Annotated in this window: 19 protein-coding genes and 1 pseudogene; 6 read left to right on the top strand and 14 right to left on the bottom strand. The window is 47.1% G+C overall.

The window, feature by feature from the left end:
• Positions 1–54 precede the first annotated feature (54 nt).
• From BBC0122_RS05165 to BBC0122_RS05150, 4 genes are read left to right on the top strand one after another with little or no spacing between them, the layout of a single operon-like run.
• Positions 55–774: an ABC transporter permease gene (locus tag BBC0122_RS05165; RefSeq protein ID WP_077991911.1), complete on the top strand. Its 720-nt coding sequence runs from the start codon at positions 55–57 to the stop codon at positions 772–774.
• Positions 774–1,481 (top strand): ABC transporter permease, encoded by a 708-nt coding sequence (locus tag BBC0122_RS05160; RefSeq protein WP_077994512.1) that lies wholly within the window; start codon positions 774–776, stop codon positions 1,479–1,481. Before BBC0122_RS05165 ends, BBC0122_RS05160 begins: the two co-directional genes overlap by 1 nt.
• A 42-nt stretch (positions 1,482–1,523) precedes the next feature.
• Entirely contained in the window at positions 1,524–2,777 is a 1,254-nt protein-coding gene (locus BBC0122_RS05155) for an NAD(P)/FAD-dependent oxidoreductase (protein WP_077991909.1), read from the top strand.
• An 18-nt stretch (positions 2,778–2,795) separates the two neighbouring features.
• Positions 2,796–3,572 (top strand): amino acid ABC transporter ATP-binding protein, encoded by a 777-nt coding sequence (locus BBC0122_RS05150; protein WP_077991907.1) that lies wholly within the window; start codon positions 2,796–2,798, stop codon positions 3,570–3,572.
• A gap of 264 nt (positions 3,573–3,836) precedes the next feature.
• On the opposite strand, the gene lpxB is transcribed toward BBC0122_RS05150, so the two are convergent.
• From lpxB to BBC0122_RS05080, 14 genes and pseudogenes are all read right to left on the bottom strand, one after another.
• Positions 3,837–5,003 carry a lipid-A-disaccharide synthase gene (gene lpxB, locus BBC0122_RS05145; RefSeq protein WP_077991906.1) on the bottom strand — a complete coding sequence of 389 codons (1,167 nt, stop codon included), beginning with the start codon at positions 5,001–5,003 and terminating at the stop codon, positions 3,837–3,839.
• Positions 4,996–5,868 carry an LpxI family protein gene (locus BBC0122_RS05140; protein WP_077991904.1) on the bottom strand — a complete coding sequence of 291 codons (873 nt, stop codon included), beginning with the start codon at positions 5,866–5,868 and terminating at the stop codon, positions 4,996–4,998. The genes lpxB and BBC0122_RS05140 overlap by 8 nt, the downstream gene beginning before the upstream one ends.
• A gap of 2 nt (positions 5,869–5,870) precedes the next feature.
• Positions 5,871–6,698: an acyl-ACP--UDP-N-acetylglucosamine O-acyltransferase gene (lpxA, locus tag BBC0122_RS05135; protein WP_077991902.1), complete on the bottom strand. Its 828-nt coding sequence runs from the start codon at positions 6,696–6,698 to the stop codon at positions 5,871–5,873.
• Positions 6,699–6,707: 9 nt separating this feature from the next.
• Positions 6,708–7,187 carry a 3-hydroxyacyl-ACP dehydratase FabZ gene (gene fabZ, locus BBC0122_RS05130; protein ID WP_077991901.1) on the bottom strand — a complete coding sequence of 160 codons (480 nt, stop codon included), beginning with the start codon at positions 7,185–7,187 and terminating at the stop codon, positions 6,708–6,710.
• A gap of 4 nt (positions 7,188–7,191) precedes the next feature.
• Complete coding sequence (gene lpxD, locus BBC0122_RS05125; protein ID WP_077991899.1) at positions 7,192–8,235, bottom strand: UDP-3-O-(3-hydroxymyristoyl)glucosamine N-acyltransferase; 1,044 nt, start codon at positions 8,233–8,235, stop codon at positions 7,192–7,194.
• A gap of 47 nt (positions 8,236–8,282) precedes the next feature.
• Positions 8,283–10,697: an outer membrane protein assembly factor BamA gene (bamA, locus tag BBC0122_RS05120; RefSeq protein WP_077991898.1), complete on the bottom strand. Its 2,415-nt coding sequence runs from the start codon at positions 10,695–10,697 to the stop codon at positions 8,283–8,285.
• Positions 10,698–10,925: 228 nt separating this feature from the next.
• A complete protein-coding gene (rseP, locus tag BBC0122_RS05115; RefSeq protein ID WP_077991897.1) occupies positions 10,926–12,074 on the bottom strand; it encodes an RIP metalloprotease RseP in 1,149 nt (382 codons plus the stop codon).
• A 15-nt stretch (positions 12,075–12,089) separates the two neighbouring features.
• Complete coding sequence (locus BBC0122_RS05110) at positions 12,090–12,905, bottom strand: phosphatidate cytidylyltransferase (protein ID WP_077991896.1); 816 nt, start codon at positions 12,903–12,905, stop codon at positions 12,090–12,092.
• A gap of 76 nt (positions 12,906–12,981) precedes the next feature.
• Positions 12,982–13,712, bottom strand: a pseudogene (locus tag BBC0122_RS05105) (isoprenyl transferase).
• Between the two features lie 27 nt (positions 13,713–13,739).
• Positions 13,740–14,300 carry a ribosome recycling factor gene (gene frr, locus BBC0122_RS05100; protein ID WP_077991895.1) on the bottom strand — a complete coding sequence of 187 codons (561 nt, stop codon included), beginning with the start codon at positions 14,298–14,300 and terminating at the stop codon, positions 13,740–13,742.
• A gap of 27 nt (positions 14,301–14,327) precedes the next feature.
• Positions 14,328–15,047, bottom strand: a complete 720-nt coding sequence (gene pyrH / locus BBC0122_RS05095) for a UMP kinase (RefSeq protein WP_077991894.1) — start codon at positions 15,045–15,047, stop codon at positions 14,328–14,330.
• Between the two features lie 149 nt (positions 15,048–15,196).
• Positions 15,197–16,120: a translation elongation factor Ts gene (tsf, locus tag BBC0122_RS05090; protein WP_077991893.1), complete on the bottom strand. Its 924-nt coding sequence runs from the start codon at positions 16,118–16,120 to the stop codon at positions 15,197–15,199.
• Between the two features lie 119 nt (positions 16,121–16,239).
• A complete protein-coding gene (gene rpsB / locus BBC0122_RS05085) occupies positions 16,240–17,016 on the bottom strand; it encodes a 30S ribosomal protein S2 (RefSeq protein WP_077991892.1) in 777 nt (258 codons plus the stop codon).
• Between the two features lie 213 nt (positions 17,017–17,229).
• Positions 17,230–18,054: a cell envelope integrity EipB family protein gene (locus tag BBC0122_RS05080; protein ID WP_077991889.1), complete on the bottom strand. Its 825-nt coding sequence runs from the start codon at positions 18,052–18,054 to the stop codon at positions 17,230–17,232.
• A 163-nt stretch (positions 18,055–18,217) separates the two neighbouring features.
• On the opposite strand from BBC0122_RS05080, the gene BBC0122_RS05075 reads away from it, so the two are divergent.
• Together BBC0122_RS05075 and BBC0122_RS05070 are read left to right on the top strand one after the other, a co-directional pair.
• On the top strand, positions 18,218–18,679 hold the full coding sequence (locus tag BBC0122_RS05075; protein WP_077991888.1) for a RidA family protein: 462 nt from the start codon (positions 18,218–18,220) through the stop codon (positions 18,677–18,679).
• Between the two features lie 3 nt (positions 18,680–18,682).
• Positions 18,683–19,402, top strand: coding sequence for a glycerophosphodiester phosphodiesterase family protein (locus BBC0122_RS05070; protein WP_077991887.1), 720 nt, complete (start codon positions 18,683–18,685; stop codon positions 19,400–19,402).
• Positions 19,403–19,418 lie beyond the last annotated feature (16 nt).

The raw sequence follows: 19,418 nt of genomic DNA, 5'->3' as shown, positions 1-19,418 counted from the left end.
TAGTGTAGTGAACGATCCAATCGACTGCTGTCCACACATAGCCGGAGCTTTTTCATGATCGAATATTTGTCATTGCTTTCTTTTGGCAGTGGCGGTTGGGGAATCGTTATGTTGTCCGGTGCGGGGGTAACATTGTCGCTCGCGCTTTGCTGCCTGCCGCTTGGTCTTCCCCTTGGCCTTGTCTGTGCCATGATGATTCAGTCGGATGTGAAGATTTTTCAGCTTGTTGCCACTGTTTTTTCGGCAATATTCCGCGGCTTGCCGGAATTGCTCACATTGTTTCTGGTCTATTACGGATTACAAACCTTGGTGCAAACCCTCATGGCGCATTTCAATATAAATGCCGAATTTTCAGTCAATGCCTTTTTTGCCGGCGTTTTGGCACTCGGAACAGTATTTGCAGCTTTTTCCTGTGAAGTCTGGCTTGGTGCTTTCAAAGTACTGGATAGCGGCCAATATGAAGCGGCAAAAGCGCTGAGCCTTTCACGCGCGACAACATTTTTTCGCGTGATTTTACCGCAGTTGGCGCGCAATGCCCTGCCCGGTCTTTCCAACAATTGGCTGACACTTCTCAAAGATACGTCGCTGGTTTCAACCATTACTCTTGTCGATATTATGCGTCAGACCAATCTGGCAGTGGCCGCAACAAAACAGCCGATGTTCTTTTATTCGACCGCCTGTGTCATTTATCTTATCTTTTCGGCAATCTCTTCTTTCATTATCCGTTTTATGGAAAAGCGTGCCAATGCCTGTTATGAAAAGGTTTCGGCATGATGATACCCGACTTTTTACATTTTCTTGTTAATCCGGATATATTGACCCGTTATGGTTGGAAATTTGTCGACGGTTTTTTTGTCACAATCAAGCTTGTAGCGCTTTCCTACACCGCCGGTTTTTTCTTGAGCATTTTCATAACGCTTGCCGTGCGCTCTAAATATTCGGCATTGCGTATCCCTGCGCGAATTTACATTCTGTTTTTTCGTGGTTCGCCGTTACTTGCCCAGTTGTTTTTGTTTTACTATGGAATCGGGTCTTTTACCGAACTATGGAAAAGCGTCGGGTTGTGGTGGTTTTTCCAAAGTTCGTGGTGGTGTTGTTTATTGATTTTTGCACTCAACACGGCTGGCTATCAGGCAGAAATCTTCCGCGGCAGTATGCAATCTGTACCAACCGGTCAATATGAAGCGGCAAAAGCTTTGGGGCTTGACGGAAGAACCACATTTATCCGTGTCATCTTGCCGCAATCCATGATTATGGCATTGCGCCCGCTCGGAAACGAATTCATCCTTATGGTCAAAGCCAGCGCTGTCGCATCTCTTGTGACTGTTTACGACATCATGGGAGTAGCCAAACTCGCATACTCACGCACATTCGATTTTCAGGTCTATATCTGGGCAGCGGTGCTCTATCTGCTCATTGTCGAAGTGGTTCGACGCGCAATCGGCATAACGGAACGTCGACTGACACGGCATTTACGTTAGATTCCGTTTTTTTTGAAAAGAGACTTGCGGGACGTAGTTTGAATGGAAAAATTTGATGTTATCGTACTTGGTGCGGGAATTGTCGGCGTATGCACGGCTCTACATCTTCAATTCAAAGGGTATAATGTCTGTCTCGTCGATAAAAAAGACCCCGGACAAGGAACAAGTTACGGCAATGCGGGACTGATTGAACGCTCCAGCGTCATCCCCTATCATTTCCCAAGAGAATTTTCCCGCCTTCTTGCCTATGCCTTGAACCGGCAACCGGATGTCAGATTTGACTGGACCTATTTACTAAAAATAGCCCCCTGGCTTTTCAGGTTCTGGCAACAATCGTCACAGAAGAACCTTGAAATTGCCACTCAGGCTATGTTGCCACTCATAGAAAATAGTGTCAAAGAACATGACTTTCTTGCCGCAAAAACAGGAGCAACGTCTTTCATCGAACCGAAAGGCTGGTTGGAAATTTACCATACGGAGAAAGCGTTCAACGAAGCGAAAAAACATCTTCTGACACTTCAACGTTTTCATCTTGCCTATGATATTCTCGACCGGCAAAAATTGCAGGAAAGAGTGCCATTCATCAGTTCGGCAATGATCGGTGCTATTCATTGGCTTGACCCGAAAACCGTCAATGATCCGGATGGTCTTACTGCCGCTTATGCAAATTATTTTATAAAACAGGGCGGATCTTTTTTAAAACTCGATGCATTCAAAACAAAAAACAACGACGGCACATGGCAGATCGAAGATCAGGGACACTCTGTTTCTGCGCCCGATATTGTTGTTGCACTCGGTGCACAGTCGGTTCGGTTTCTGAACCGGTTCGGTTATCATCATATTCCTTTCGCTATCAAGCGCGGTTATCACATCCATTACCGGAAGGTCGATCAAAACACGTCTCTTGCCCATTCCATCTGTGATCCGGTTTCAGGCTTTGTTCTTGCACCGATGCGTCAGGGAATTCGCTTGACCACAGGAATCGAATTTGCAAATCCGGAAGCGCCGGCCTATTGGACACAGATAAAGCGCGTGGAAAAAATTGCCAAAAGCATTTTTCCGCTCGGCGACCCTATCGAAGCCCGCCCATGGCTGGGTGAACGCCCTTGCCTTTCCGATATGCGGCCGGTGATCGGAAAAGCTCCGAAACATCATGGGCTTTGGCTCAATTTCGGTCACGCACATCATGGATTGACGCTGGGGCCTGTCAGTGGAAAATTGCTCGCCGGAATGATGACGGGCGAACAACCATTGACATCACCCAATCTATTCAGTCTAACACGTTTTACAAGATAGAAACGGAGAACAACTGCAATGACGGCAGTTCAGCAAACGAACGACACAAACACAGAAGGTGAACATGTTATCGTCATTGAAGGATTGAACAAATGGTACGGCGAATTTCAGGCACTTTACGATATTTCGCTTGATGTTAAAGCTGGAGAACGAATTGTTCTATGTGGGCCTTCCGGTTCCGGCAAATCGACACTTATACGCTGCATAAACCAGCTTGAAATCCCCGAACAAGGAAGCATCGACATTTATGGCGTCGATATAATGAGTGCCCCTCAACCGGAACAGAAAAAAGTTCTTCGCGAAGTGGGCATGGTATTTCAGCACTTCAATTTGTTTCCGCATATGACAGTCATGCAAAATTGTATTCTTGCGCCAATGACTGTTCAGGGGCTTACAAAAGAACAAGCAAAAGAACGTGCCATGACTTATCTGAGCAAAGTGGGTATCGAAACGCACAGCGAAAAATATCCCTCGCAATTGTCAGGTGGCCAACAGCAACGCGTTGCCATTGCTCGTGCGCTCTGTATGGAACCGAAAGTTATGTTATTCGACGAACCGACCTCTGCTCTTGATCCGGAAATGGTTGGCGAAGTTCTCGATGTTATCGTCAAGCTTGCCGACACCGGCATGACTATGCTTTGTGTAACACACGAGATGGGTTTTGCCCGTGAAGTTTCGGAACGCGTACTGTTTCTGGAAAATGGTAAAATCATCGAAGACACAACGCCCGATAAATTTTTCACCAATCCTGATAATCAACGAGCCAAGGAATTTCTGGCAAAAATCAAACATTGAGCTGTTTACAGGTGAGAACTCTTGGTCCCAACCTGAGCCAAGCTTCAGCCACATTGGTTGAAGCGGCATTTCAGGCTATCCCTACACTCAAATCTCGCCTTTAAACCCACTTCAATACCCGCCTGATACAATTTTAACAAATAATCATTCCGGTTTTGCCACAATAGACGTGCTCATTCGGCAAGATTGTGTTGGTGCAGGCGTTGAATGACTTGTCCCGCACGCGCACCGAATGTTGTTTTGGCAATAATGTCAGTAAGATAATTAATTCTGTTTCAGATATTTAAGAATGGTTTGTGAAGCAATTTCACCTGATGGCAAGGTGGTTGCCATGGTTTTCCTAATGAGAGAAAATCCGTCAAGTTGAGCCTGACGCACCGGTCCGGCAGCAACCAATTGTTCAATTTGTCTTGCAAGCATACCCGGACGCAAAAATTCGTTAAAATATTCCGGCACAACCGGTCGATCGGCGATGATATTGGGCAAAGCCGCACTCCACACTTTCACTCTGGGCAAAATAAAAGTTTTTGAAAACAGATCGGCTTTATAACCGAGCACCATTGGAACATCGGCCAATGCCAATTCAAGCGATACTGTACCTGAAGCTGCCAAAGCAGCGTCGGCCTTGGCAAACGCTGCCCATTTCTCATCCTCACCGGTAACAATATTGACTTTAACCGTCCATTCGCTTGCAAATTTTCGTACCTGATCGGCAAGACGCGGCAATGTAGGCAAAACAAATTCTATATCCGGCCGGCGCTTTTTCAATATTTCCAAAGCTTGCCCGAATATCGGCATCAAACCGCGAATTTCAAAATGTCTCGAACCCGGTAAAACCACAACTGTTGGTGCGTGCTTCACTTCCTCGATGCGAGAAGATCTCAACTTTTCAATCGCTACCAGTGGCGGATAAGTCAACAGACGATGCCCGACATAAGTTGCAGGCGGGCCTTGCAAATCGCGCATAACCTGTTTTTCAAACGGCAAAACGACAAGGACATGGTCAATATAGGGACACATTGCTTTCGCCCGTTCGGGACGCCATGCCCAGACAGATGGAGCAATATATTTTATAATCGGAATTTCCGGCGAAAGCTTCCTTACTTTTTTTGCCACACGGTGCGTGAAATCGGGACTGTCAATGATAATGAGGCAATCGGGCTTTTCATCGGCAATAAAATGCGCCAAACGATGAATATGGAGGATCAGTTTCGGCAGTTTTTTCAAGACTGCTCCAAGTCCCATTAATGCTATATCGTCGACATTAAAGACGCTTTTTAGCCCAAGTGCTTCAAGGTGGCTGCCGCCAACTCCGATCAGCTTGATATTTCGCCCCGTCTTTCGCGCCAGTGACGAAACAAGATCAGCACCGAGAAGATCGCCAGACTCTTCACCCGCCACGATAGCAATTTTCAAACGACCGTCAGACATAATCGTTTTTTCCGAAAGTTTCGATAAACATCGAAGATTTGTCGGCTTGCTCGACCGTTTCTTTCAATGAAACAATGAAAGTTCGTCCGGCTTCGACTGCAACCCCCTCCAATAGACATTCTTTGGCGCGGATAATCGTTTCGGGACCAATTGTCGGTAGATCGGCCCGTTCATCCTGTTGCGCCTTCGTACGTTTTACAAGCACCCCGCCAATTGGCGGAATACGTTTTTCCTCACGCATTTCCTTGATACGACGTAACATATTATCGGTTCCCTCCGCCCCTTCGACAGCCACGACACGCCCTCTGACTGCAACTGCTCCCTGACCAATATCAAGTTTTCCCAATATCGCCGCAGCCTTTGCTGCCAACATGATGTCGCGCCAATTTTTATCATTGGCGCGTTTTTTTGTCAGGTTAAAGCCTATCGGTGCCAATAATTGCGGAACAACCTCATGCGCTCCAACAACATGAAATCCATATTTTTCCACAACACTGATGAATGCTTTCAATAATGCATCATCACCCTGCCCTAACGCCCGGAATAATTTTGGCAAAGCCGAGATCGTTGTCCAATCCGGACGCAAATCTGTCAAATTCGGTCTGCTTTTTACGCCGCCAGCCAATATAACGTTCTTGACGTCGGCTTTTTTCAAAGCCTTTATCAATTTTGCCAGTTGCACGACCGATATTTCGCAATGATCGAAATTATAAAGGCTCGAATCGGCCTCGCCTTTCAAGGGAACCAGAAACGGTTTTTCGCCTCTTTCCTGAATGGCTTTGGCCACAGCCAAAGGTAATACACCATTACCTGCAATGATAGCAGTACGACCGGAAAGGCTACGTTTTGTGTCGCCCTTCCCCATATTCAATATCCAGTGTCGTCGCTGCTAATGGTATGTTCCAGTTTTGGCGTGCAAAAAGCGCGTTTGTGATCGGCTTCAATAAAATCGATAATGTCGATGACAGCTTTTGAATCGGGATAAGCATTGCGCACATCAATGGCTCTTTCCTTGACCGGTTTGGTTCTGTCAAAGAGCATGGGAACAGCATGGCGCACCGCATGAATTTCCTTATGCGGCAATCCCGACCTTTTCATGCCGATAATATTCAAGCCTCCGAGCCATGCATGGACACCGATGGCAGAACCATAGGGAATGAGATCGCCAACCAATGCAGCCAAGCCGCCAACAAAAGCATGATGGCCAACACGAACAAATTGATGAACCGCGCCGCCTCCACCGATAATCACATAATCACCGATGACAACATGTCCGCCGATCATTACATTATTGGAAAAAGTGACATGATTTCCCAAAGCGCAATCATGTGCAACGTGCGCATAAGCCAAAAATTCGCAATCATCGCCAACGGTCGTTGTTCCGCGACTTGTATCAGATCCGCGGTGCATCGTGACACCTTCCCGAATGATACAATTTTTTCCGATAACCAAAGTGGTGCGCCCACCTTTGTGTTTGTTGTTTTGCGGATCCCCGCCCAGTACCGCATTCGGATAGACAAGACCATTTTCACCCAATGTAGTAGGTCCCATAATAACGACATGACTGAGTAGACGAGAATTGTCGCCAATGACCGCGTCGCTGCTAATGTGACAGAATGGCCCTATTCTGACATCGGTTCCAAGCTCCGCACCTTTTTCGACAATCGCAGTTGGATGAATTTCAACACCGGCCATTCTATTATCCTATTCTTCTTTATTATCGCCAACAGCAATCATAGCTGCGACTTCCGCTTCCGCCACACGGTTTCCGTCAACTTCTGCAACGCAGGAAAAGCGCCTAATTCCACCATGTTGTTTCAATTTCTTGACATGGAGCTTTAACTGATCGCCAGGGACAACCGGTTTACGGAATTTTGCTTTATCAACTGTCATGAGATAAACAACACCGGGTTTTTCATCTCCCTGCACAAGCAAAGAAATTGCCCCTGCTGTCTGAGCCATGGCTTCAATAATGAGCACCCCCGGCATAATCGGATTTTCCGGAAAATGGCCGGTAAAATGTGGTTCATTCACCGTAACATTTTTGATACCGGTTGCCGAACGATCGCCGTCAATATCAACAATGCGGTCAATGAGGAGAAATGGATAGCGGTGAGGCAAGATAGACAAGAGCTTGCGTATATCAACTGCTTCCAAACTGTTTTTCTCGACAGCAGCATTCATCTCGTCATTTCTCCTTATTGAACTTTGTCATATTTCTAAGAGCTGCAACTTCACGGAACCATTGTTTAATAGGTCGAGCGGGACTTCCTCCCCACTTTTCTCCATCGGGTATATCATTCATAACGCCGCTTGCAGCAGCAATCTGAACATGTGACCCGACTTTGACATGATCTGCCAGACCGACACTGCCGCCAAGCTGCGTCATGTCACCTATCGTGGAACTGCCGGCGATTCCGCAATGCGCTGCAATAAGACAATAGCGCCCGATCTGGACATTGTGGGCAATTTGTACAAGATTATCAATCTTTGTACCTTCACCGATCACCGTATCTTTCAGTGCACCACGATCAATCGTTGTATTGGCACCTATTTCCACGTCATCCTGAATAATAACCCGACCAAGTTGCGGTATTTTTTCAATTCCGCCCGGACCACCAACATACCCGAATCCATCCTGCCCGACTCTAACCCCCGGATAGAGATGGACACGATTGCCTATGAAACTATACTGGATTGAAACCGATGGCGCGATATAGCATTCTCTCCCCACGCGGCAATTTTCACCAATCACAGCAGTTGAAGAAACAAGTGTGCCGCTCCCCACTTCAGCGCCTCTCCCGATAACGGCACCGGCTTCTACCGTAACACCTTCTTCGAGCTTTGCTTCGGGATGAATAAAAGCTTGCGGGGAAATACCATATTCGCCGAACCATGGTGCCGGCTTTGCAGCAGTGGGAAACAAAATACGCCCGATCATCGCAAAATCGCGATGAGGCGACGGCGTTACCAGTGTAGCAATATTATCAGGAACTTTGGAAGCAACGTCTTCCGAACAAAAAACTGCAAGTGCCCGACTATCACGCAAAGCTTTTGCAAATTTTCTGTTTTCAACAAAAACCAGCGAGCCCGGCTCCGCATTATCAAGCGAAGAAAGATGCTCTATAACCAAAGCACTCTGTTCAGGATTGCGTAAAGCGGCACCTGTCAAAGCTGCCGCCTCTCCAACAGTCAACTGTCGGGACGGCGTAAAAAATAATGAATCCGCCATCAGAACACTTTCTCTCCCGACCCTGTCCGGTCGGGAGAAAGGAAAAATTAGAACTTGGTTGAGACACCAAAGTTGAAGTTCTGTGTCCGATCACCACTCTCTTTAGCAACAGGCCAAGCATAGTCAAAACGCAACGGGCCAAATGGAGAAGCCCACATCAAGCTGACACCGGCCGATGCACGCCATGCGCTATCATCACCCGTAACCGGATTTTCATTGGGAATACTCGGCTCATAATTATTGCCATATAATGTCGCGGTATCGGCAAAGAACGCGCCACGCATACCCAGACTATCCGGCACAACCGGCATCGGGAACTGGATTTCCGCTGTAGCATTCATATAGGTCGTACCACCGAGGAAGTATTTATCCCCATCCGAAGACCGTTGGCGTGCACCGATACCGTTATATTTGAAACCGCGAATCATGTCCGAATTGCTCTTGAACATATCGAAGATACGAACACCATCGTCACCGATTTCGTGAATATAACCGCCACCGACAGACAACAGACCGACGAGATCATATGTTTCAGAAATCGTCTTGTACATCATAGCCTTACCGGTTGTCTTCAGGAAGTTGGCGTCGCCACCGATACCGGCATATTCCTGAATACCGCGAATGAAGAGACCATCATGTGGATTTTTCATGTCGTCAATCGTGTTATAGGTCAAACCATAACTAACTGAAGAACGGGTCCACGGACTATTCTCGGAAGCCTCGATAATAGCGCCGGAATAATCTTTCATTTCCTCTTGTTCTTTAGTTGTACCGTTTTGCGCTGCAAGTTTCCTATAGTGCCCCTTATGGTCGAGATTATATTCTTCCTGAACGTAATTATAGGCGATACTACCGGTCAACTGCTCGGTAATCGGAACACCGAAACGAATTGAACCACCAGTTTGTTTAACATCATAATCGTCATTCATACGATATGTACGGCGGAAAATATCAAATCCTGCCGACAAACGATAGCCAAGGAAATAAGGCTCGGTGAACGACAAATTGTAATTACGTGCGTCATCTTCACCGGCACCGGCGCCAATACGAACATATTGGCCACGCCCCAGGAAGTTACGCTCCGTGATAGAAGCTTCAACCGAAGCCCCCGGCGAATCACCGCCGGTTGTATAACCACCACCGATAGAAAATTCACCGGTTGATTTTTCAGTTACATCAACGACAAGGATAACTTGATCGGGTTCGGAACCCGGAGCAGTCGAAACATTGACCGTCTGGAAGAAACCAAGCCCCTCAAGACGACGCTTGGCGCGCTGAACCATTGTCTGGTTATAAGCGTCACCTTCGTTCAAATCGAGTTCGCGACGGATAACATAGTCGCGGGTTTTGTCGTTTCCACGGATTTCAATACGTTCGACGTAAGCGCGCGGCCCCTGATCGATATTATAAACAATGGAAATTGTATGATTGTTGAAATCACGGTCACCGCGTGGTTCGACTTTGGCAAAAGCGTAACCGGAATCAGCGACCTTGTCGTTGATTGCCAAAACCGAATCTTCAATGCGCTTGGCCGAATAAACGTCACCCTCATGGGTCTTGAGCACTTTTTGCATCGATTGGGTATCAACACCCTCGATCGTGCTATCAACCTGAACATCGCCTAATTTGTAGCGGGCGCCTTCATCAACAACAAACTTGATTTTATAAGAATTGCTTGCTTCATCAAAGGTCGCATCAGCCGAAACAATCTGGAAATCGGCATAGCCGTGATTGAAATAAAAACGGCGAAGAGCTTCCTGATCGGCCTGAAGACGATCATCACTGTAAACGTCGCCACGTGTCAGCCATGAAAGGAAGTTCGAGCGCTTGGTAGCGATAACATCACGTAGACGGCGGTTACCAAAAGCCTTGTTGCCTTCAAATGTAATATCATCAATCTTGGTCTTCTTGCCTTCTGTGATTTTGAAGACAACATTGACACGCCCTTGCCCCAAATCAACAGTCTGGGCAGAAACGGCGGCGTCATTACGACCTACATAACGATATGCATCACGGATAGCCTGCTCGTCCGATGCAAGCTTGGCCGGATCAAAAGCTTCGCGTGGTTTTAGCGAGATAACACGCTGCAAATCCGGATCCTTGACCTTTTTATTGCCCTGGAAAAGCACCTGATTGACGACTTCGTATTCCTTAACGGTTACGACGAGCGTGCTCCCGACTTGATTCATCTTGACGTCGGAGAACAGACCCATTGCAAAGAGCCGTTTCAAACCTTCATCAATATCGGTATTGGAAAAATTCTTCCCGACTTTGATACCCGTGTTATCACGAATCGTCTGTGCGTCAACACGCTGATTGCCATGAACCTCGATGGAGCGAACGACAGCCGCCTGTGCAACCCCCATCCCCAAGACCGAGACAGCTACAGTTGCCGGAACGGCCATTGCTACCGTAAGTGCCAGTGCAGATGCTGCGCTAAGAAATTTCGAATTCGCCGTCATTGGCTTCTTTACCCTTGTTTATTTGTTTCCGGACACATTGCGTCCAAAAATGCTTATATACCCCTAATAACGGGTTTTTTTATACAAGCAAGGCCTTCCGTTAAATTCTGCCTACTTCTTTATAAACCGTGGCATGTATGCCACGGCATTTCATAAATATGGTAAACAGTTTACACCATTTTCAATCAGAATTACCGTAGAACTTGATAAACTGTTAACACAGCTTAATCAACCGAACCAGCATAAATAATCATTGGATATTGCAAATAACATAAAAGCCATTACCGCAATAAAGCCGATTGTGAATATCGATTCCTGAATACGTTTTGGAACCGGACGCCCGATAATGCCTTCAATGACGTAAAACACCAGATGCCCGCCATCAAGCGGAGGCAGTGGAAAAAGATTAATGAGGCCGATTCCTATCGAAAGAAATGCCGTAAAATTGAGCAGCGACATAAATCCCGTTTCGCTTACCTGCCAGGCGATTGTCGCGGTTTTTGACGGTCCGCTCAATTGGCAACGATCCTCTCTTCCGGCAATCAAGCGGCCGAGAAAACGCACAGTTTGCACAACAATAAATGCCGACTTGTCCGTAGCCTCGCCAATTGCACCAAACAAACCGTAATCAATATGTCGTTCATAAGCGGGATCTAATCTTTGCGGATTATGCGGATCAACCGGCGCACCGGCCCCGATCATGCCGACACGCACTTTATTGCCGAAGCCGTCATCCCGCTCGGTAGGTTTTGGCGTTATCGTGACTGAAAAGGGTGAACCGGCGCGCTCCATACCGAAATTGACCGGATCATCTCCATGAAGAGAGACATAGGAGATGAGATCATCGAAACTTTCGACCTTTTGCCCGTCCATGGTTATGAAACGGTCGCCCGTTTTCAATCCGGCCGACATTGCCGGTGCACCTTCAACCAATGAGCCGATAACCGGTTCTACCGTTATTCTTCCGTAAGAAAAAAAGAAAAACGACAAAACGACCACAGTGAAAATTGCGTTGGTAAAGGGCCCCGCAAATACGGTTGCAGCCCTCGCCCATGCACCGGCCGATGCAAAGGAGCCGGGAAGTGCTGCCGCGTCCGATTTCGATGTCATTCCGGCGGCATCTTCATCACCGATAAATTTCACATAGCCGCCAAGCGGTATGAGTGCGATACGCCAACGTGTTCCGCGTTTATCCGTTAAAGCACAAATTTCCGGTCCGAACCCCAGTGAAAAAGTGCTCGCACCGATACCACACCAGCGCCCGACGAGATAATGCCCCATTTCATGGACAAAAATAATGACCATGATGACACATATCACTCCGACAACACGTAATACCGGCGCTCCGACACCGGTAATAAAACTCATCGTTTCCAAGAAAGGCTCCGTCATTCAGATCAGGTTAAACATATTGGAAGGGACAGTCATATCTGCAAAAATTGCACCGACAAGATAGAGCAGAATGGCGGCAAATACCAATCCGTCAACGCGATCCATAAACCCGCCATGCCCTGGTAGAAAATGCCCTGAATCTTTGACATTGAATTTTCGTTTCACCCATGATTCCGAGATGTCTCCAATTTGGGACACAACCGAAAGAGCAAAAGCAAGAACAGGAATAAACAGATTGGCTGGTGTTGTATCCGCTGCAAGAAACGCAACAAGACAGCCGCCTGCTGTACCGGCAAGAGCACCTCCGATCGCACCACTCCATGTCTTATTGGGAGAAAACTTCGGCGCAAGTTTCGGCCCTCCCAGCGAGCGGCCATTAAAATAGGCGGCAATATCGGTTCCCCAAACAATCGCAAAAAGAAAAATAATTGCGCCGAACCCGAACGGTTCTTCGCCTCTTAGATAAGTGAGTGACGCCACCGGCAAAGTGGCGTAAAGATATCCGCCTGCTACCCAGCCTGCATTGCCAAGCGACCTTAGTGCAAGGATAATCGCCCCCACAGCAATTGTAACGAATATAAGCGGAGCCGAATAATCAAGAACAAGCAGAACACCAAAAACGACATAAAACACGCTTGCAAGAATATCATCGACTTTTTGCCAACGGCTCTTTGTGATTCCACGCCACTCGAAGAGCACGAAACCGCCAACACACCAGGCAAACAAGGCGAAAGCCGCTCCACCTTCCCATGTCAGAAAAAGCGCCACAACTGCAAAAATAACAGCCGTCAGAATTCTCATGAGAAGATTAGACATTGTTATTCCGCTCCATAAAAGAATTCATGAGGAACCAAAGCCCTGCACCCCGCATTTTTCATCATCCAGAGCAATGTCATGGCAATTCTTCTTTTTCTTTGTCTTTTTCATAAACCCGTCCGAAACGGCGTTCACGCAACCAATAATCCGATACAGCAATATCGAGCTGTTCCTCGTTGAACTCCGGCCAATAGCAGGAAGCGAAATAAAGCTCGCTATAAGCAGATTGCCAAAGCAAAAAGTTTGATAAACGCTGTTCGCCGCTGGTGCGGATAATGAGGTCGGGATCCGGCATATCATATGTGTCGAGACAGCTTGAAAAAACCTTCTCGTCAATGTCATCTACATTGATATGCCCCTCGGCCACTGCTTTTATCATTTTCTTGGCCGAGCGGACGATTTCAGCGCGACCGCCATAATTGAACGCAACAACAAGATTAAGGCCATCATTCTCTTTTGTTGTCGTTTCCGCTTCCTGAAGCAATTTCGCAATTTCGCCAGGAACCCCTTCACGCTCACCGATGACACGTATACGGACATTGTTTTCGCGAAGCTCTTTCAAGTCACGTTTTATGAACAGCTTCAATAGCCCATCAGGTGATTGACTTCTTCATCCGGACGAGACCAATTTTCCGATGAAAACGCAAATACGGTCAACCACTTGAGACCGTTACGACTGGCATGGCGGACAATCCGGTGAAGTGCTTCCATACCGACCTTATGACCGGCAATACGGGGCAATCCACGTGTCCGCGCCCAACGGCCATTTCCATCCATTATGATCGCGATGTGTCGTGGATAAAGCATTGTTTCAACCTGTTGCAGTGATAATCTTCAAACTTGCATGATTTCCGCTTGTTTGGCTGCAAGAATCTTGTCAATTTCACTGATTGTCGTATCGGTCAATTTTTGAATTTTGTCGGAAGCAATCCGGCTTTCATCCTGACTGATTTCGCTGTCTTTTTCAGCTTTTTTCAAACCTTCCATTCCGTCACGACGGACATGGCGAACTGCTACACGAGCCTGCTCGGCATATTGGTGAGCGATTTTAACAAGCTCCTTGCGACGTTCTTCGTTAAGTTCCGGCAAAGGTATACGCAATGTTGTACCGTCTGTAATCGGGTTAAGACCCAAAGAAGATTCTCTGATCGCTTTATCGACAGCGTTTACCATTGACTTATCCCAGACCGAAACCGACAACATACGCGGCTCCGGTACAGCAATATTGGCAACCTGATTAAGGGGAACAGTCGAGCCATAGGCCTCGACTGTAATCGGCTCAAGCAGACTTACAGACGCCCGCCCTGTCCGCAAACCCGTAAGCTCATGCTTGAATGATGAAATGGCGCCATCCATACGGCGCTTGAGATCGTCGATATTTGTAGCGTCACTCATGCTAATTCTCCTTCAATTCGTTTGATATTATTCGGATACAACTGTGTATCGTCCGGTACCATTCAGCACATTTGCCAATCCACCCTTTTCGCCGATGGAATAGACAATGATGGGAATATGATTTTCACGAGCCAAAGTAATTGCAGTTGTATCCATAACTGCAAGTCCTTTTCGGATAACTTCTTCATGTGTCAAGCGGTCATAACGGGTTGCATTCGGATCCTTTTTCGGATCGGCAGAATAAATTCCGTCAACCTGTGTAGCTTTCAATAACACATTCGCACCAATTTCCGCAGCCCTGAGGGCGGCAGCCGAATCGGTAGTAAAAAAGGGATTTCCTGTACCACCTGCGAAGATGACGACTTTACCCTGACTGATATAGCCGACAGCCTTTCGTTGCGAGAAACTTTCACAAATTTGCGGCATAGCAATGGCAGATAGAACAACCACATCCACGCCCAATTTGGTCAGCGATGTGCGCAGCGCAAGCGAATTGATTGCCGTTGCCAGCATCCCCATATGATCGCCGGTAACCCGATCGCCACCTCTCGACGCGACCGCAACGCCCCGAAAAATATTTCCGCCACCGATAACAACTCCGACTTCGACGCCCATTTCATGAGCATCGGCAATATCTTTAGCGATACGATCCACCACCGAAACGTCGATACCGAAACTTTGCCCCCCCATCAAAGCCTCGCCAGAAGCTTTCAATAAAATCCGTTTATAGAGGGGCTTATTTGTCATCTGTAGTCTCCGAATGCAAAATTTGACTGTGCCTTCGATACACGAAGGGCATCGCATTGTCACGCGATGCCCTCTCTACAACGTTTTTTTTGCTTCTCACAATGCTAAAAGCATCGCTTTCAAGCAAATAAACCGAATTTTGTCAGAAATTAGCCTTTTACTGCCGCTGCAACTTCCGCTGCAAAATCACTTTCGGCCTTTTCAATCCCCTCGCCCAGAGCGAAGCGGACAAAGCCTGTGATTTTTGCCGGAGCACCGATTTCTTTTTCGGCTTCCTTTAGAGCCTGACTTACAGTCTGGTCGGGATTGATGACAAAAGCCTGCGAGAGAAGCACAACTTCCTCGAAAAACTTGCGCATACGGCCTTCTACCATCTTCTCGACGATATTGGCAGGTTTACCCGACTGGTTGGCCTGTTCGGAATAAATTGCCTTTTCACGTTCGACAGCAGCCGGATCAACCTCTTCGGCGGTGAGAGCCAACGGGTTGGTAGCGGCAACATGCATAGCAACCTGACGACCGAAATGTTCGGCTGCTTCTTTGTCACCATTGGTTTCGATAGCAACAAGAACACCGATTTTTCCCAATCCGTCGCCGATGCCGTTGTGAATATATGTAGCAATGACACCATTATCGACCGAAAGTTCGGCAGAACGACGGAATGTCATGTTTTCGCCGATTTTACCGATTGCATCTTTGAGAGTTTCGGCGACAGTTTTGTCTGATCCCGGATAAACCGAAACCGAAATTTTTTCCAATGTACCGTCAGTACCCAAAGCGGCCTTGGCAATATTGCGAACAATATCCTGAAACGCATCGTTACGGGCGACAAAATCGGTTTCGGAATTTACTTCAACAAGAACAGCCTTTTTGCCGTCCGAAGCAACGCCGACAAGACCTTCGGCAGCCGTACGCCCTGCCTTCTTATCGGCCTTGGCAATGCCTTTTTTGCGCAACCAGTCAACGGCTGCTTCCATATCGCCATTTGTTTCTGCAAGCGCTGCCTTGCAGTCCATCATACCGGCGCCTGACAATTCGCGAAGTTCTTTCACCTGTGCTGCGGTAATGCTCATATTTACCTCTTAATCTTAATAACGGCGAAAGCGTGCAAGGATTATCCCTCGGCACGCCCGCGATCCTATATCCTTGATTTTGGCACCCTCTCGTTCAAAAGGAGGTGCCAATCTATTCATTATTCTGCGGCAGGAGTTGCTTCATTTTCCAATGCAGGTTCGGCCGGTGCTTCGGCCTGTGCACCAAGATCAACACCCATAGCGCCCTGCTGACGGGCAATACCGTCCAATGCTGCTTTGGCTACGAGATCGCAATAAAGCGCAATGGCACGAGATGCATCGTCGTTACCGGGAATCGGGTAATTGATATTATCCGGATCGCAGTTTGTATCAATCACAGCGACCACCGGAATGCCAAGACGCTTGGCTTCGTCAATTGCAATTTTTTCTTTGTTTGTGTCAATAATGAACAGAAGATCGGGAACCGATCCCATATCCTTGATACCGCCGAGCGCACGATTGAGTTTCTCGCGGTCATGTTCAAGATTCAAACGTTCTTTTTTGGTAAAACCTTGTGCCTCATTGGCAAGAATTCCATCAAGCTTGCGCAGACGTTGAATGGAATTGGAAATTGTTTTCCAGTTTGTCAACATACCGCCAAGCCAGCGAGCATTGACATAATATTGGGCCGAACGGTTTGCAGCTTCTGCAATAATGTCGGAAGCCTGACGTTTTGTGCCTACAAAAAGCACACGGCCGCCACGGGCAACAGTATCCGAAACCACCTTCAATGCATTATGAAGCAATGGAACAGTCTGTGCGAGATCGATAATGTGAATATTATTGCGCTGCCCGTAAATATAGGGAGCCATTTTCGGGTTCCAGCGATGTGTCTGGTGACCAAAGTGAACGCCGGCTTCCAGAAGCTGGCGCATAGTGAAATCTGGCAATGCCATTTTTTTATCCTTTCCGGTTGAACCTCCACGGAAAGAGGCAGAAAAACTGCCACCGGCGGAAAATTGCGGATTTCTCCCGCAACTCCCCTATTTCCGTGTGTGGAATGTCGGGTTAATTAAGTGAAGTTGAAAAAACTTTCAAGTGTTTTTGACATCACTCATAATATTCTAACGAAAAATCGGAAATTCAACAAGCAGGTTTTGACCAACAGGCTATTCTTTACAGGTTTCTTTTGCTGGTTGTACGTCGAACAATTTGAATGTCTGCAATTTTCCGCGTACTGAAAAATTCCCGTAATCCATCACAAGGTCGCGGGTCACGCCGTTTTCATACAACAGAAAACTCGTGCGATAAACAGGTAAGCCATCCTGATTTTCGTCATCATTGAAATAGGAAATCGTTACCGGCCAATAGGGTTCGTTACCGAGCTTTCCCATGACTTTGGTTTCATTGTCAGCTTTGGCTTCCACCCTATCACCTATCACCACTGTCGCATCCGTCAAACGGTCGGCGTCGTCCGAGCCGTCAAAAAGCGTGGTCCGGTAGAAGTGGCGACCTGCTTTTGCCTGACGGATAACTTCTATCGTTTGAATTGTAGGAAATGCAGCCGATTTCAGTTTGACTTCTTTTTCTTTGGGCTTCTTCAGATTGACAACCATTTCGCCTTTGGCAATTTTGGCAACGCCATCTGTTTCGCTGGTCACTTCCTGATCTATGATGGTTTTGCTGACAAAACGAAACTCTTTGCCATTTGCCGTCTCGAAGCTTGTCATTTGCTGGTCGGTAAGCCGTGCCGGTGAATCAGTCATATCAATCCGTGTGACAAATCGAAAACGGGTTGTATAACCTTCGCATGATGAACCGTTGAATTCATAGGCCATACGGCCGACGAGACCCGAAATACCGGATTTATCCGATGCAGTTTCGAGCTGTAGATCATAGATTGCCGTATGGGGAACCATGACAATTTTTTCTTCGGCCTGCGCTACGCCAAGACCCAGAATAAAAAAAGCAATGGTAACGAGAATCCTTGGCATCCACATATTCCTGTTTTTAACTGAGCTTGGCGTTATCATATATGCTAGATACAAAGCGAGTAAATTTCTTTTTTTAAACTTCGCATTTCCATATAAAAAGAAATGCGTTATTGAGCGAATATAAATCAAGCGAATATGAAATGACGGGATAAAGAGGTAGAAAATGTCCGACACGATTGAAAGCCGTTTAGAAAAACTAGGCATCAAAATCCCCGCTGCTGTACAACCTGTAGCAAACTATGTGACCGCCAGACGTTCTGGTAATCAACTCTATATCTCAGGCCAGCTTCCGCTGCGCGATGGCAAACCTGTCGCTATCGGAAAAGTCGGCAGAACAGTGAATGCCGAACAGGCAAAAAAATCGGCAGAAGCCTGTGCAATCAATATTCTGGCGCAAGCACAAGCTGCTCTTGGTGATTTGGGTAAAATAAAACAGGTTGTTAAAGTCACTGCCTTTGTCGCCGCCGATCCCAATTTTACCGATATTCCGCAAGTGGCTAACGGTGCATCGGATTTGTTTGTCAATGTTTTGGGAGACAAAGGAAAACACGCACGTTCAGCCGTCGGAGTTGCGACACTGCCCATGGACGTACCTGTAGAAGTGGAAGCTATTCTGGAAATTTGAGCGATGCGGCTTGACTGGTTAACAAAACGGCCCATTGCCAATTGTGGTCTTCATGGTTGTGACAAAACGGTTCTGGAAAATACACTCCCTGCATTCGAGCTGGCAGCCCTTGAGAATTATACGATTTGTTGCGACGTTCAATTGTCTCACGACGGAGTGCCTATGGTTTTTCATGGCGCTTCGCTGGAACAGGTAACCGGAAAAAACTTGCGTATTATCGACTTACGGTCATCCGAAATCGAAAAAATTCGCTCGGATGACGGCAAGCCGCGCATTCTCCCGTTCGAGACCCTTCTTCACAACATTGGTGGAAAAGTGCCGATTCTGGTAAATCTTGAAGGGAACGACGGTGAAGATGCAGGACTGATATCGCGAGTGACTGAATTGCTGATTTCTTATCCCAACAGCTCGGCAATCATGTCGCAAGATGTACACATTTTACGTCGTGTGCGTTTTGCCGATCATGCGATACCACACGGGATAAAAGCCGAAGGAAATCGGCGTTCAGAGATAGAAGAACATTTTGCAATGCTGGCTCATGATATGGAGTTCGTTGCTTATAATTTTCGCCAATTGGCAAATCCGTTTGTAAGGTTTGCCCGCGAAAAACTGGCAATGCCGGTTCTTGCATGGACAATCCATAACGCGGAAGAATGGGAAAGAGCACGCATTAATGCCGATCAGATGATCTTTGAAGGGTTTAAGCCAACTGGAATTAATTAAATCGTTTTTTCAATTG

Source organism: Ditibartonella choladocola (assembly GCF_002007565.1).
Taxonomy (GTDB): Bacteria; Pseudomonadota; Alphaproteobacteria; order Rhizobiales; family Rhizobiaceae; genus Bartonella; species Bartonella choladocola.
This window is presented reverse-complemented; position numbering and strand designations above follow the sequence as displayed.

What these genes read in the sequence shown, in the direction of transcription:
- BBC0122_RS05140 (WP_077991904.1), bottom strand. Translation starts at nt 5,868, where the DNA reads ATGGGGAAGGGCGACACAAAACGTAGCCTTTCCGGTCGTACTGCTATC.
- lpxA (WP_077991902.1), bottom strand. Translation starts at nt 6,698, where the DNA reads ATGGCCGGTGTTGAAATTCATCCAACTGCGATTGTCGAAAAAGGTGCG.
- rpsB (WP_077991892.1), bottom strand. Translation starts at nt 17,016, where the DNA reads ATGGCATTGCCAGATTTCACTATGCGCCAGCTTCTGGAAGCCGGCGTT.
- BBC0122_RS05080 (WP_077991889.1), bottom strand. Translation starts at nt 18,054, where the DNA reads ATGCCAAGGATTCTCGTTACCATTGCTTTTTTTATTCTGGGTCTTGGC.
- lpxB (WP_077991906.1), bottom strand. Translation starts at nt 5,003, where the DNA reads ATGTCTGACGGTCGTTTGAAAATTGCTATCGTGGCGGGTGAAGAGTCT.
- BBC0122_RS05165 (WP_077991911.1), top strand. Translation starts at nt 55, where the DNA reads ATGATCGAATATTTGTCATTGCTTTCTTTTGGCAGTGGCGGTTGGGGA.
- BBC0122_RS05075 (WP_077991888.1), top strand. Translation starts at nt 18,218, where the DNA reads ATGTCCGACACGATTGAAAGCCGTTTAGAAAAACTAGGCATCAAAATC.
- pyrH (WP_077991894.1), bottom strand. Translation starts at nt 15,047, where the DNA reads ATGACAAATAAGCCCCTCTATAAACGGATTTTATTGAAAGCTTCTGGC.
- bamA (WP_077991898.1), bottom strand. Translation starts at nt 10,697, where the DNA reads ATGACGGCGAATTCGAAATTTCTTAGCGCAGCATCTGCACTGGCACTT.
- BBC0122_RS05110 (WP_077991896.1), bottom strand. Translation starts at nt 12,905, where the DNA reads ATGTCTAATCTTCTCATGAGAATTCTGACGGCTGTTATTTTTGCAGTT.
- frr (WP_077991895.1), bottom strand. Translation starts at nt 14,300, where the DNA reads ATGAGTGACGCTACAAATATCGACGATCTCAAGCGCCGTATGGATGGC.
- tsf (WP_077991893.1), bottom strand. Translation starts at nt 16,120, where the DNA reads ATGAGCATTACCGCAGCACAGGTGAAAGAACTTCGCGAATTGTCAGGC.
- BBC0122_RS05155 (WP_077991909.1), top strand. Translation starts at nt 1,524, where the DNA reads ATGGAAAAATTTGATGTTATCGTACTTGGTGCGGGAATTGTCGGCGTA.
- BBC0122_RS05160 (WP_077994512.1), top strand. Translation starts at nt 774, where the DNA reads ATGATACCCGACTTTTTACATTTTCTTGTTAATCCGGATATATTGACC.
- BBC0122_RS05150 (WP_077991907.1), top strand. Translation starts at nt 2,796, where the DNA reads ATGACGGCAGTTCAGCAAACGAACGACACAAACACAGAAGGTGAACAT.
- fabZ (WP_077991901.1), bottom strand. Translation starts at nt 7,187, where the DNA reads ATGAATGCTGCTGTCGAGAAAAACAGTTTGGAAGCAGTTGATATACGC.
- lpxD (WP_077991899.1), bottom strand. Translation starts at nt 8,235, where the DNA reads ATGGCGGATTCATTATTTTTTACGCCGTCCCGACAGTTGACTGTTGGA.
- BBC0122_RS05070 (WP_077991887.1), top strand. Translation starts at nt 18,683, where the DNA reads ATGCGGCTTGACTGGTTAACAAAACGGCCCATTGCCAATTGTGGTCTT.